At 67.4% G+C, this 13,634-nt stretch carries 10 protein-coding genes and 1 CRISPR repeat array; of the genes, 4 read left to right on the top strand and 6 right to left on the bottom strand.

The window, feature by feature from the left end:
- Window positions 1-9: 9 nt before the first annotated feature.
- The 6 genes from addA to RSPPHO_RS14575 form a co-directional block, all read right to left on the bottom strand.
- On the bottom strand, window positions 10-3,483 hold the full coding sequence (addA, locus tag RSPPHO_RS14600; RefSeq protein WP_041795704.1) for a double-strand break repair helicase AddA: 3,474 nt from the start codon (window positions 3,481-3,483) through the stop codon (window positions 10-12).
- Window positions 3,480-3,827, bottom strand: coding sequence for a hypothetical protein (locus RSPPHO_RS14595; RefSeq protein ID WP_014415985.1), 348 nt, complete (start codon window positions 3,825-3,827; stop codon window positions 3,480-3,482). Before RSPPHO_RS14595 ends, addA begins: the two co-directional genes overlap by 4 nt.
- A 111-nt stretch (window positions 3,828-3,938) precedes the next feature.
- The gene (locus tag RSPPHO_RS14590; RefSeq protein ID WP_014415984.1) at window positions 3,939-5,315 is read right to left on the bottom strand and encodes an alpha/beta hydrolase; all 1,377 of its coding nucleotides are present in this window, start codon (window positions 5,313-5,315) and stop codon (window positions 3,939-3,941) included.
- 188 nt (window positions 5,316-5,503) lie between these two features.
- Window positions 5,504-6,622, bottom strand: a complete 1,119-nt coding sequence (gene qhpR / locus RSPPHO_RS14585; RefSeq protein WP_014415983.1) for an AraC-like transcriptional regulator QhpR — start codon at window positions 6,620-6,622, stop codon at window positions 5,504-5,506.
- A gap of 3 nt (window positions 6,623-6,625) precedes the next feature.
- Window positions 6,626-7,294: a transcriptional regulator gene (locus RSPPHO_RS14580; RefSeq protein WP_041795702.1), complete on the bottom strand. Its 669-nt coding sequence runs from the start codon at window positions 7,292-7,294 to the stop codon at window positions 6,626-6,628.
- Window positions 7,295-8,401: 1,107 nt separating this feature from the next.
- Window positions 8,402-8,881, bottom strand: a complete 480-nt coding sequence (locus RSPPHO_RS14575; protein ID WP_041795700.1) for a low molecular weight protein-tyrosine-phosphatase — start codon at window positions 8,879-8,881, stop codon at window positions 8,402-8,404.
- A gap of 221 nt (window positions 8,882-9,102) precedes the next feature.
- Between RSPPHO_RS14575 and cobB the strand changes: the two genes are divergently transcribed.
- From cobB to RSPPHO_RS14555, 4 genes are all read left to right on the top strand, one after another.
- Window positions 9,103-9,846, top strand: a complete 744-nt coding sequence (gene cobB, locus RSPPHO_RS14570; RefSeq protein ID WP_041795693.1) for a Sir2 family NAD+-dependent deacetylase — start codon at window positions 9,103-9,105, stop codon at window positions 9,844-9,846.
- A 138-nt stretch (window positions 9,847-9,984) separates the two neighbouring features.
- Window positions 9,985-10,875 carry a YicC/YloC family endoribonuclease gene (locus RSPPHO_RS14565; RefSeq protein ID WP_041795691.1) on the top strand — a complete coding sequence of 297 codons (891 nt, stop codon included), beginning with the start codon at window positions 9,985-9,987 and terminating at the stop codon, window positions 10,873-10,875.
- An 8-nt stretch (window positions 10,876-10,883) separates the two neighbouring features.
- Window positions 10,884-11,531 carry a guanylate kinase gene (gene gmk / locus RSPPHO_RS14560; RefSeq protein WP_014415978.1) on the top strand — a complete coding sequence of 216 codons (648 nt, stop codon included), beginning with the start codon at window positions 10,884-10,886 and terminating at the stop codon, window positions 11,529-11,531.
- Window positions 11,532-11,681: 150 nt separating this feature from the next.
- Window positions 11,682-12,890, top strand: a complete 1,209-nt coding sequence (locus RSPPHO_RS14555; protein WP_014415977.1) for an aminotransferase class I/II-fold pyridoxal phosphate-dependent enzyme — start codon at window positions 11,682-11,684, stop codon at window positions 12,888-12,890.
- A 354-nt stretch (window positions 12,891-13,244) separates the two neighbouring features.
- Window positions 13,245-13,578: a CRISPR direct-repeat array (repeat unit 29 nt; unit sequence GTATCCCCTGCATGCGCAGGGATGAACCC).
- Window positions 13,579-13,634 lie beyond the last annotated feature (56 nt).

Genomic DNA, 13,634 nt, shown 5'->3' with positions numbered 1-13,634 from the left:
CCCCTCGCGTTACCGACCAACGCCCAACAGGCGGTTGGCTTCGTGTTCCAGGAGGGTGGTGGGGAGGGGCATGACGTGGGGGCCGTCGGTCCACAGGAGCACGCAGTGGACACTTTGATTGGGGAAGACTTCGCGCAGCACGGCGCGATAGGCGGCCATCTGGCGCAGGTAGCCGCGATCGACGTCTTCGACCCGTGAGGGCGGGGGGCGGTTGGTTTTGTAATCCACCACCCACACCCCGTCCTCGCGCACGGCAAGGCGGTCTACTTGGCCGCTGACGATGGTCTCCCCCACCCGGCCAACCAGCGGCACCTCGGCCCGCGAGTCGGGACCGAACAGGGCAGCACAGGCCGGATGGTCAAGGACGGCCATGACTTCGCCCGTCAGGGCCTCCACCGTTGCCAGATCCAGGTCCCAGGCGGGACGGGCCAGCCATCGCCGGGCTTGCTGGGCGCGCTGGCTGGGCTCGATGTCGGGCAGAACCTGCAACAAGCGGTGAATGAGCCGCCCCCGGCGAAATCTCACCGTGCTGTCGGCCCGGGGGGAGCGGGCCGGGGGTTCCTCGTCGGGGTGGGACGGCGCCAGCGGACGCGGCGGGCGCGGTTCGGCGGGCGGCGGGCGGGTGAGCCAAGCGGGGGCCGGAGCCACGCCGCGCCGTTCGGCATCGGCCTTGGGGGTGACCGGGCGGACCTGGGGCACCCGCAGACGCAAGACGGCGCCCGGGGGCCCGCCGTCGGCGACGAGTTGGGGATCCTCCACGCTTTCGGCCTGCCCGTCCAAGGCATCCCACACCAAGTGGTACCAGCAATCCGGGGACGCGGCGCGGCGGGTTTCCCAACCGCACACATACAGGCGATCGGCGGCCCGGGTCAGGGCCACATACAACAGCCGGCGATATTCCTCGTCGCGCCGAGCCCGCGCCTGCTCCAACAACTCGGTCACGATGTCGTCGCGATCGGCCCGGGACGGACACCACAAGGGCAAGGGCCGCTTGTCGGCGTCGTGGTCCCACAACAAGACCTCGGATCCGATGGGCTTGCCCATGGTATCGGGCAGGAACACGATGGGGGCCTGCAAGCCCTTGGAGCCGTGCACGGTCATGATGCGCACCGCCTGGGGCTCGCCCTGGTCCAAGTCGCGCTTCACCTCGATGCCGCCTTGCTCCAACCACGTCAGGAAACCCTGCAACGAGGGCGGCCCGACCCGCTCATGCGATAAGGTCAGCGCCAGGAACTCGTCGATGGGATCCTCGGCCTCGGGTCCCAGGCGGGCCAGCAGGCGCCAGCGGCCGTTGGGGGGACCGTCCAGGACGTGGGCATAGAAGTCGTGCGGCGTTACCCGCGCCGCCAGGGCGCGCAGCGGGTCCAAAACGGCCAGGGCCTGGCCATACACCGAGGCCGAACCGGCATGGGCCAGTAGCCGCGACCACAACCGCACCCCGGCGGGACGATCGCGCGCCAAGTGGTAGAGGGCGTCCTCGTCGAGCCCGACCAGTGGCCCCTTGAGCACCGCCGCCAAGGTGAGGTCGTCCTCGGGCAGCAACAAGGCCTTGCCGAGCGCGATCAGATCCATGACCGCGATCTGCTCGGTCAACACCAAGCGGTCCACGCCGGCCACCGGCACCCCCAAGGCCTTGAGGGCGCCCACCAAATCGGTCTCGAACCCGCCGCGCCGCCGCACCAGCACCATGATGTCGCCGGGCCGCACCGGCCGGCCCTGACTTTCCAGGAGGTCGTGGCTCCGGGTCAGGTGGTGAATGCGCTGGGCGACAACGCGCGCCAACCGGGTCCGGGCATTTTCGGTCCGAATACGCTCGACCGGCGGCTTCCAGGGCTGGGCCTCGGCGCGGCTTTCCGGCACCACCGGTGGCCAGACCTCGACCAGCCCGCCATCGTCGGCGCGGTGCGAGACGTGGGTGATGTCCTCCCCCGCCAGCACCACGCCATCGCGGGCCGGATCGCGGGCGAACACCGCGTTGACCGCCGCCAGCACCGCGCGGGTCGAGCGGAAGGAAACGTTGAGCGGCACCCCCTCGAACCGCCCGCCCACCGCAGTGACCTGGGCCGCGAAATGCTGCCGCATGGCCTCGAAGGCCTCGGGATCAGCCCCTTGAAACCCATAAATCGACTGCTTGCGATCGCCCACGGCGAACACGGTACGCGGCCGCTCGGGCGTCCAGGTGGCGACATCGGCGAAGAAGGCGTCGGCCAGGGCGCGGGGAATGGCCCATTGGTCCGGGCTGGTATCCTGGGCCTCGTCGATCAAAAGGTGGTCCAGGCCGCCGTCGAGCTTGTAAAGCACCCAGGCGGCGGCCCCGGTTTCTTCCAGCAGGCGCCGGGTGGCGAGGATCAGGTCTTCGTAGTCCAAGCGACCCAGGGCGGCTTTGCGCCGTCGGTAGTCCTCCAGCACCGCCGCCACCAGCACCATCAAGGCACCGGTCGCCCGGGCCGTGGCCACTTTGCGCAGGCGCTCGCGCACCCGCACCACCCGGACCTGCTCGGCGGCCAGAACATCGCGGGTGCCGGGATAGCGGGTTTCCACGCCCTTGGTGCACAGGGTTTTGACGGGGGTCTCATCGGTTTTGGTGAGGAAGGCCGCCGCATAGGCGGGAAACAGCGCCACCCGGGTGTCGAGGTCGGCCTCGGCCAGGAACGCGCTCATCAGGGCACCGCGCTCGGCATCCTTGTCAGAGCCGGCATTGAGCAGGGGCTCCAGACAGGCACGCAGGGCGGGGCCGTCAAAAGCCTCCTCGGCGCAGGCGCGGGCAAGCACGTCGTGCGCGGTTTCGTCGGGCTCGACCCCCAGGTGGTGGGCCACCGCCTTGGCCAGGGCCAGACCGCCGCCATGGGCGGCCAACGCCGCTTCCAAGGGCCCGCGCCGGGTCAGGAGATCGGCCAGCAGGTCGTCGAAACGGGCTTCGTCGAGCCGGGGCGAGATTTCGGCCAGGGCGCGCGCCAGGGCCCCGTCGGGGTCGGCGTCAGCGACCAAAGCGAGACGCTCGCGCGCGGCGCCTTGCAGGACCTGGGCCTCGCGGTCGTCAAGGATATCAAAATGCGGCGCGATCCCGGCTTCCAGGGGAAAGCGGCGCAGCAAGGCCTGACAAAAGCCGTGAATGGTCTGGATGCGCGGCCCGCCCGGGGTATCAAGGACCTGGGCAAACAGGCGCCGGGCCCGCAAGGTCAGGGCGGTATCGGCCAGCGGGTCGAGGGGCCGGCCCAGGAGAGTCACCAAGGCTTGGTGCAAGGCCGCCTCGGGCATGATGGCCCAGCCGGCCAACACCCCGGAGATACGGTTGGCCATTTCGGCGGCAGCGGCCTTGGTGAAGGTGAGGCACAGCAAGCGCTGGGGGGAGGCCCCATCAAGCAGCAGGCGCAACACCCGGTCGGTCAGAACCTTGGTCTTCCCGGTTCCGGCGCTGGCTGCGACCCAGGCCGAGGCCTGGGGATCGGCGGCGCGGCGCTGGGCCGTCGAGGCGTCGCTCATGCCTGGGCGCGGGGGTTCAAGGCGACGACCGCTGCGACATAGGCATCGCCCAGGTATTCGGGGCGCTTGTACAAGCCGTGCATCCAGGCGGCCAGCATGCAAAGCTCCTCGAATTTCACCAGTTCATCAAGGGTTCCCGACGGGAAGGTTATAGAAAAAGACTTGGAAATAATCTCCACCACCTCTTCCAACTGCTCATTTGACAAGCCAATATCGGTATCAATATGGGCGTGGCGCGTGAGTTTTTCTTCGCTGATCCCATATTCATCCCGGATGAGCTTGACCACCCAGCGGAACATATTCATCCAGTTCTTGACCTCGGCAGTATCGCGATCAAAGCTCATGATCTCTCCGGGGCAGGCATTTCGGCCGTCTCATGCACCATCCCCTCCCAAAGTATCGCGTTCCTTTCCCAGGTCAAGGTGAGGGGAAGATTTTCTTCCCCCCGTCATCCTTCACTCAAAAAAGGCCACCACGGCCTCCGCCAAGGTGTTGAAGTGCGGATTGTAGCCCAGGCGGGCCATCACGCTGCCTTCGGCCTTGAGATCGGCCTCGACCGGCTCACCTTGACGCAAGGTCCCGGGCAGCAAGGCTTGGTCCTGGCACAAGGCCGAGGCGCGGCGTTGCGGATCGGGCACGCAGGCGCAGAAGCGCTGGGGATCGTGAGCGGAAAGATAACCCAAACAGTTGCGGTAGTCACCCCCGGCGCCGTAATGCGGGTTGGTCGGCGCGATGGGCGGGGCCAAATGACCGCTGCTTACCAAACACCCATCGGGACCGCTGCCATAGGGGCAGGCCAGGGCCAGGGCGCTGGGCAAGGCGGTGCAACTGGCCTCGCGCGAGGGCGGCTGGGCGTCGGGCCCCACCCCTTGCAAGCAGGTGATGCGGGGATCCTCGCGCGGCAGGTCGGCATAGCGCTCGGGCGCCGCCGCCAGGGTCGCCGGGGCCGCCGACAACAGCAAGCGGCTCTTGGGATGGGGGGCGTAAGCCCGGAAAAAGTCGAGCGACGCTTGGCTGTCCACCGCCTGATCCTCGGCGGCAAAGGCCATGAACACCGGCTGGGTCAAAGGCCGCGGTGCCTGGGACAAGCCCCCCATTACCGTCATCAACTCCTGGAGCGCGACCAAGGGGAAGGACTCATGGCGGGCGAAGTCGAGGTCTTCGTTCAAGCGCAGCCACTCGCCCTTGGGCGTGAAGCCCGAGGCCAAGGCCAAGATCCCCTTGAACAGATCAAACCCAAAAGGAATCTTGTGAACGGGAAAGCGGTTGTCGGCCCCCACCGCCGGCGCTAGCAACACCAGAGAGCCCACCGCCGGGGTGGTCGGCGCCCCCTTGAGCACCAGATCGAGGGCCAGAGCCCCCCCCAGCGAGAAGCCGACGAGGTGCACCGTATCCACATCGCCGGCAAAGGACGCCACGCCATAACGCACCGCTTGGCGCCAGTCCTCGGCCGTGGCCGTGAGGAGATCCCCCGGCACCCCGCCATGCCCCGGCAGCAAGATCGAGCGCACCCGCAAACAGAGGCTGTCCCGCCCGGCCAGAACATCGCCCAGATCGCGCAGGGAATACGGGGTATCGCTCAGGCCGTGAATCAACAGCACCCCGGCCCGGGCCTTGCCCTGGCAGGCCTCGGCCAGCGGCCACTCGCGCGGCGCCACCGCCTCGACGTGCTGGGCGCGCACGACGTCGTCGGGCTCCCAGCCGCGCCGGGCCGCGTCGAGAGCGGCGTGAGTCCGGGTAACATAGTCGGCAAACGAGACCTCCGCCCCGTTGACCCGCCACGGGGTCAGTGGCAACGACGACGGACGATGGCGCACCGCCGTCCAGGCCATAGCCTCGGGCTGATCCGGGGGGGGACGTTGGCGCCGGGGCCGTCAGGTGGGCCAACCCGAGCCCCGCCGCCAACCCGGCGACCGCAAGCCCCATCGCCAACAGCACTCTCCCTTTACGCATCCGCTCCTCCCTCATGACGGCCAGGACGGGAACCTTAGAACGAGACCTGACCCCGGGGAACCGCTTTTCACACAGGAAAGGAGGGGTCTGGGGAGGCCGGCCTCCCCAGACTTCCCCCTGCCTCTCCCCCCTGGCTTGCCTGACGCAACCGGGTCGGCGAGACGCCAAACCAGCGGCCAAAGGCCCGGGTAAAAGCCGAAAGCTCGGAGTACCCCAGAAAAAACGCCAGATCGGAGAAAGGGATGTGGGGCTGGCGCACATAGTGCAAGGCCAGATCGCGCCGCACCTGATCGACCAGCGCGGAAAAGCTGAAGCCCTCGTCGGCCAAACGCCGTTGCAAGGTCCAGCGCGCCACCCCCAGACCCGCCGCCACGGCCTCGACATGCGGCGCCCCCTCGGGCAAGCGGCTGCGGATTTCGGCGCGCACCCGGTCCAGGAATGGCGTCACCCCGGTCCCCCCAGTCAGGGCAATGAGCCGGGCCCGCAACTCGGTCAGGCGCGCCAAGTCCCCTCCAGGCATGCGCCGACCAAGGTCGCGGGCGTGAAAGACCACGGCATTGGTGCGTTGGGCAAAGTGCACCGGGGCGGCAAACGCCTTTTGATGCTCCTCCCCCATCAGCGGCCGGGGGTGCTCGAAATGAACTTCCTCCGGGACCCACCCCGCCCCCAGGCACGCCCGAAAAACGTTGGCGAACATCCCCATGGTCAGTTCCGCATCCTGACGGCGCCGCAGGATATGGCCGTCGAGGATGCGATACTCCAACGACAAGAGATCGCCGTGCGCCGTCAGCCGCGTTTCTGTCGCTTGCTGGTGGAAGGGAAAGAGGCTCGCTAGATTTTCGACGGCCGCCCCCAGGGTGGGCGAGACTAGGGCGATGTCCCCGATCAACCCCAGGGCGTGGGGCTGGAACTGCTGGCCAAACCACAACCCAAAATTATCATGCCGGGTCTCGGCCGCTGCCAGCTCCATCATGGCGCAGTACGCCCCGAGATCGAGGGCCACGTCGGGCTGGCCCAACGCGTTTTCGGGCACGCCAGCCAGACCAAACACGGCGGGGGCATCCCCACCTAGCTGGCTGATGAACCCGGACACGCCGAAGGCGGCCGCGGCTAGAATGTTTCTTTGCCGCGTGGCGGGGCAGACTGCCCGGTCACTCTGCCTGATATTTGCGCAAAAAGAGCCCATACGTCACCCCTGCCCTTCTTTCAGGCAGTGGTTTGCAAACAACGGGCCACCCCCGGACTCCACGCAAAAAAGGCGGCCCGCAGGACCGCCCCTCTCGCTGTGCAACCAATGTGGTGTCGCGCGCCAGGCCGCGGCGGCGGCCCGATCGGCAAAGGCTTCCAGCCACGCCCGGCGCTCTTCGGCCTGGGCGATTTCCTGTTCCAGCCACTCCTGCATCAAGGGTCCTTCATCGGCGCTTGCCGTGCGAAGGTCTTGCAGGCGGGCCAGTTCGGTTTCGGCGGTTTCCAGCAAGAGCTCAGCCTGCATGGCCTGCCGGTCGGCGGGCAACAGGTCGAGGAAACGGAACTTCAAGGCGGTGACCAGCCGCGAGAGATCCGACGACGCCCGCAGATTGGCGGTCATCAGACGCAAGAACTCGGCCCGACCGCCCTGTGTGATCCCCAAGACCGCGTCGTCCTCCATCCCCTCGCCGCTCAGGGGCTCGACGAGCCCTTCGTGGCGAAGCAGTTCCATCGAACTGCCAAGAAGATCGAGGGACGGCCCGGTAATGCGCGTCACGAAGTGACGCACCGACGCCGCCAGGTCGCTGTAGCGACGCGGCCCGCGCGCAATGGTGCCCAGCGCGCACAGGCGCACGGCTTCACGGGGAGTCAGCGTGTTGTCAGCAAACATGGCAGCACCCTCCTCTGCATTGAACACTCATTGTGTGTTCTTCACGTCCATTTGTCAAGAGACATGCTAGGCTATTCCCCTAACCGGCGGTTCCCAGCTCCTCTGCTTCTCCTTACGGTCGCGGTGGCGATCCAGATCAGGGGAGAAGCTGGAATTTCGGAAGTTTCCTTCGGCGTGGTCCCAGGCTCATTCTCTCACTCGTGTTGTAAAGATAAGAAACGCTTGCAACCAGTGCAACCACCCCCGCTTAAAAAGGGGCCGTTTTGGGTGCCTTTCTTCCGCCACACTCCCGCATTGAGCGCGCTGCACCTGCGAAAGCCACCCCTGGAGAGGGGAAGGCAAGACGTTTGGGGGCGCCCCCCTTCCTTGGCGTTGAGAGGAGGCAAAACCACGACGCCCCACTGCTCCCCAAAGCCGATTGCGGAGGATTCACTGATCGTCAGAAGCCCTCCTCTCCTCCCTGCTCAGGGAGCGCAGGGAGTCCCTAGACCGGGTCGAGTCGTTACCCTGTGTTGACATGATGCCGATCGGAACTTCGCTCGACACTGGCGTTCGTTCGCCAAGCATCACCAAAGAGCCGGAGATCACCGCCCACGTCAAAATCACCGTCCCCCAAAGAGAAGGCCCCCGTTCGGCCGAGAGGAGGGACCGATATCGGGGGCCTTGACCAAGACCAAAACACAGAGGGCTAGACTGTGTTTGCCCCCTTGTGCTCCAGAAGGGGCGGCTGGCCGCTTGCGAGGACCGGACGACCGGGAGGGAACGGGGGCCGGGACATCCTCACCGCTTAGACTTGGGAACGCTGGCCACGCGGTGCAAGGGCAAAGTCCTAGTTTTTTGCTTGGTCAAAAATTAGAAGGCCCCCGCCGGTGGAGAGAGACCGGGACGGGGGCCTTGAGAGACCAACACACAGAGGGCTAGGCTGCGTTTTCCCCTTCGGCCATGCTCAAGCAAAGGGGTGTTGGCCGGGGTGAGGGCCTCGGGAACCGGGAGGGATCGGCGACCGCGCGTCTCACAAAATTGATCTGGGAAGCCTTTCGCGCCGGTGCAAGGGGAAGAACCCAAATTTCCTGATTGGTTTTCCAGCCGCCTCGCGGCGAGCGCCGGTCACGACGGCAAACGCGCGCGAAGGTGAGCGAGCAAGCCAGCGCACCCGGCCTCAATCATGGCCAGCGCCCGCTCAAACTCGGCCTGCGCGCCGTAATAAGGATCGGGCACATCGGTGCCGCGCGGAACATCGGGCGCGAAATCCATGAGGAGAACCACCCGGTCGCGCGCATCAAGGGAAGCTTGCCGACTGAGGGCGTGAAGGTGCCCCCGATCGAGCGCCACCAGAAGGTCAAAACGCTCGATGTCGTCGGGGCGAACCTGCCGGGCCCGCAGGGCGCTCATGTCGTAGCCGTGGCGGGCGGCGGTGGCCTGGGCGCGGCGATCGGGGGGCTCGCCCACGTGATAGGCGGCTAGGCCGGCGCTCTCAATACTCAGGCGCTCGGCCAGCCCGGCCTGGGCCGCTTGCTGGCGCAACACCGCCTCGGCGGTGGGGGAACGGCAGATGTTGCCGGTACAGACAAACAAGACCTTGAGCATGGACACCTCCGGCGGGGACTTCCTTAATTCTGCCCCGGCCCGGGCATAGCATGAGCGACAACTTATCGCGAGCCCGCCCTGCGGCGGGGGGGGGCCTGATGCTGAGGGAGAGAAGAGAAGGCTGGGGAGGCGCGACCTTTCGCCCCCTCGGTCGATGGGCCCCTCTTCGGCGTCTCCCTTGCCGCGTGGCGTCCTTCTTTCTCTCCAACCCAGGACCTCTCATGTCCCGAGCCTCTGCTATCCCGTCCCTGGTCCTTCTGACCGGCGCCGGCATCTCCCGCGAGAGCGGCCTTGATACCTTCCGTGATGCCGATGGCGTCTGGTCGCGCGTGCGCCTGGAAGACGTCGCCACCCCCGAGGGGTTCGAGCGCGATCCCGTCAAAGTCCATGCCTTTTACAACGCCCGGCGCCACGGCTTACGCGATCCCGAGGTCGTGCCCAACGCCGCCCACCTCGCGCTGGCTCGACTTGAACGCCTGTGGCCGGCCGAGGTGCTGCTGGTCACCCAAAACATCGACGACCTGCACGAGCGGGCTGGCTCCCCGGCCCCGTTGCACATGCACGGCGAGTTGCTCAAGGCCCGCTGCGCCGCCTGCGACGCTGTGCTCCCCTGGGCCGATGACCTGGGGCTGGAGGACCGCTGCCCCTCGTGTGGCGCCGAGGCGACGTTACGCCCGCACGTGGTCTGGTTTGGCGAGATGCCCCTGGAGATGGAGCGCATCGAGGCGGCGCTGACGGCCTGTGGCGTATTCGTGTCCATTGGCACCTCGGGAACGGTGTATCCGGCGGCGGGCTTCGTCTCGCTGGCCCGGCGCGCCGGCGCCCGAACGGTCGAGCTGAACCTGGAGCCCAGCCACGGTGCGAGCTTGTTTCATGAGTGCCACCACGGCCCAGCCACTGGTGTGGTGCCGGCGTTCGTCGAAGCTCTTCTGGCCAGCGCCCCGGGGCTTCGGGAGACGGAATAGGCAAAGCTAGGGCCGCCTTGCGTTCCTAGGGCCCGGCACCACGCCCCGGTTGCCGCAGGGGGGACCCGGGGGTATAAGAAAACGTCGCCCCGTCTCGCATGGGGCGGCCCCTATTCTTGTGGCCGCGTGGAGCCCCCCATGACCTTGTCTAGCATGACCGGTTTTGCCCGGGTCCAAGACCGCCAGGGCACCCTGGGCTGGACGTGGGAGGTGCGCGGCGTCAATGGCAAGAGCCTGGATCTGCGCCTGCGCCTGCCCCCCGGCAGCGACACCCTCGACCAGCCGGTGCGCCGCTTGGTGAGCGAACGGGTGGCCCGGGGCTCCCTCTCCCTGACCCTGTCCCTGGACACCCCAGCACCCGAGCCGCAATGGCGCTTGAACGAAGGCCTGTTGCATCAGGCCATCGCCCTTGCCGCCAAGGCCCGGGGCGCCGGGGTCAAGCCGGCCCGGCTCGATGGCTTGCTGGCCCTGCGCGGGGTTTTGGAACCGGTGGCCGAGCCCCCGGAAGATGAAGCCACCCGCCGCACCCGCGAGACCACCTTGCTGGCCAGTTTGGCCCAGGCGCTGGAGGCTTTCCAACAATCCCGCGCCGAAGAGGGAACCCGCCTGGGAACCCTGCTGCACGGCCATCTCGACCGTCTGGCCGTCCTGACCACCGAGGCCGCCGCCACCGAGTCCCTGCGCCCCGAGGCCCAGCGCGAGCGCCTGCGCCGTCAGGTGGCCGACCTGCTGGCCCTGGCCCCCGACCGTCTGCCAGAGGACCGACTGGCCCAGGAGGTGGCCCTGCTCGCCGTCAAGGCCGACGTGCGCGAGGAGTTGGACCGCTTGCAGGCCCATATCGCGGGTGCCCGCGATTTGCTGGACCAGGGCGGCCCCATTGGCCGACGCCTGGACTTCTTGTCCCAGGAACTGAATCGGGAGGCCAACACCTTGTGTTCCAAGGCCCAGGACATTGCCCTGACCCGGGTGGGCCTGGAGATGAAGGCCGTCATCGACCAGTTCCGTGAACAACTCCTCAACCTCGAATAAGGCCGCCCATGACCGCCTGTCCCCTTCCCTCGCGCCGGGGCCTGCTGCTGGTGCTGTCCTCGCCATCTGGCACGGGCAAGTCCACCATCGCCCGCGCCCTCCTTGAGAGTGATCCCGACCTGAGCTTGTCGGTGAGCGTCACCACCCGGGCGCCGCGTCCGGGCGAGCGCGACGCCATCCACTACCACTTCATCGACGAGGCCCGCTTCGCCGCCCTGGTTGCCGAGGACGGTTTGCTGGAGCACGCCGGCGTCTATGGCAAGCACTACGGCTCGCCGCGCGCCCCCATTGAAGCCGCCCTGGCCGCCGGGCGCGATGTGTTGTTTGACATCGACTGGCAGGGCATGCGCCAACTGGCCGCCAAAGCCCGCGCCGACATGGTCAGCATCTTTTTGCTGCCGCCCAGCCTGCCCGAGCTGGAACGGCGATTGCGCGCCCGCGCCCAGGACAGCGAGCCGGTGATCGCCCAGCGCATGGCCCTGGCCCGCGAGGAAATCAGCCACTATGCCGAATATGGCTATGTGCTGATCAACGACGATCTGGCCCGCACCATCGACGACGTGCGCGCCATCTTGCGCGCCGAGCGCCTGCGCCGCCCGCGGCGCGTGGGTCTGGCCGATGCCGTGGACACCTTGTGCCGGCCCCTCGCGCCTTGAGCGACAAGGCCCCTGCCCGGCCGACCGCCCCAGCCCGCCGGGATCTTGCTTCAAACGAATCACGCCCCTTGTCCCCGAAAGGTGAGCCTGCCCAGCGCTCCCGCCCTCCCTTCCTGGGCTCCCTGCCCGGCGTGACCTGATTTTATTTGGATGATCGTGATGCTTAATCCCCGCCTCGGCACCCTGCCCGACTACCCCTTCCGGCGTCTGGCCGCCTTGCTGGAGGGGATCGTCCCGGGCCAGTCCCCCATTGACCTATCCATCGGTGAACCGCAGCATCCCACGCCGCCCCTGGTGCGCGAGGTCCTGGCCTGCCATGCGGATCTGTGGCGCGCCTACCCTCCGGCGGCCGGCACGCCGCGCTGGAAGGCGGCGGTCACCGACTGGCTGACCCGGCGCTATGCCCTGCCCCAGGGCATGATCGACCCGGCGGCGGTCATCCCAGCCAGCGGCACCCGCGAGGCGCTATACATGGTGGGCCAGTTGGTGATTGAGGACGTCCCGGGCCCGGAGCGGCCGCTGGTGCTGATGCCCGATCCGTCCTATCTGCCCTACCTTGGCGCCACCTTGATGAACGGGGCCCAGCCGGTCGCGGTGCCGGCCACCGAGGCCAGTGGCTTCTTGCCCGACTTCACGGCGCTGCCCGAGGCCACCTTGGCGCGGGCCCGCCTGATGTTCCTGTGCTCGCCGGCCAATCCCCAGGGCGCCTTGGTCTCCCTGGAAACCTGGAAGCAGGTGATCACCCTGGCCCGGGCCCATGACATCGTGCTGGTGGCCGACGAGTGCTATTCCGAGATCTACGACGCGGCGCCGCCGACCGGCGTGCTGGAGGCGTGCCGGGAGCTGGGCGGTAGTCTGGCCAATGTGCTAGTGCTCAACAGCTTGTCCAAGCGCTCGAACGCGGCCGGGCTACGCTCGGGCTTCATTGCCGGCGATCCGACGTTGGTCGCGGCCTTCCTGCGGCTGCGGGCTTACGGCGGCGCGGGCTTGCCCTTGCCCGTGCAAGAAGCGAGCGCCGCCTTGTGGGACGACGAAGCCCACGTGGAGGCCAACCGGGCCCTCTACCGCGCCAAGATCACTCTGGCGGCCCAGCATCTGGCCGACCACCCGGGTTTTTTCCGCCCGGCTGGCGGGTTTTTCCTGTGGCTGGACGCCCGCCCCTGGGGCGATACCGGCGAAGCGGCGGCCCTGCGGCTGTGGCGGGAGGTGGGGCTGAAAACCTTGCCCGGCGCCACCATGAGCCCCGACCCCGGGCAGAAGGATACCCCAGGTCGCCATCGCCTGCGCGTGGCCCTGGTGCCCGAGACCGCCGTTCTGGCCCAGGCGCTGGCACGGCTTGACACCGTTCGACCGGGTTGAACGGYGTCAAGCCGTGCCAGCGCCTGGAGAGGGGAAGGGGAAGGGAAGGGGAAGAAGGAAAGGCTGGGGAGGCGCGGCCTCCCCAGACCCCTCGGTCTGTTAAGGGAGGGATGCCGCAAGCTGTTCCCCCACCAGCTCACTCCAGCGCCTTCAGACACTCAAAGGCCGCTTGCCGCTCAAGATATGGCGCAGGATATCCTATAAAATAAACGCGCAGCACTCCCTCCCGATCCTTTCCTTCCCCCTTTCCCCCCTTTGTAAAACACCTCACCATTGCCCCCTTGACAACACCCCCCAAGAACGCTGAAAGTCCTTGATGCAATCCCTCATTCGGGTCAATCCCTTACAATGAGGGTATCCCCTGCATGCGCAGGGATGAACCGCTGCGACGGCGGCGACGGCGTGGTCGCGTCTGGTATCCCCTGCATGCGCAGGGATGAACCCTCTGCGGCCCTGGTCTCGGGGAACCAAGCAATGTATCCCCTGCATGCGCAGGGATGAACCCTCGGGGGTGCGCCCCCCAGGGTATGCCGCAGCGTATCCCCTGCATGCGCAGGGATGAACCCCTAATAGGGGGTATTGGATATGGCTATCACACGTATCCCCTGCATGCGCAGGGATGAACCCCTGTCGGACATCGTCTTGGTCCCCTTCGCCCCGTATCCCCTGCATGCGCAGGGATGAACCTGAAACGGGGATGGTCTGCGGTCCGGGTGTTGTGACGGAGACGCCCTCTGCCTCCTT

Origin of the sequence: Pararhodospirillum photometricum DSM 122 (assembly GCF_000284415.1) — a bacterium.
Classification (GTDB): Bacteria; Pseudomonadota; Alphaproteobacteria; order Rhodospirillales; family Rhodospirillaceae; genus Pararhodospirillum; species Pararhodospirillum photometricum.
This window is presented reverse-complemented; position numbering and strand designations above follow the sequence as displayed.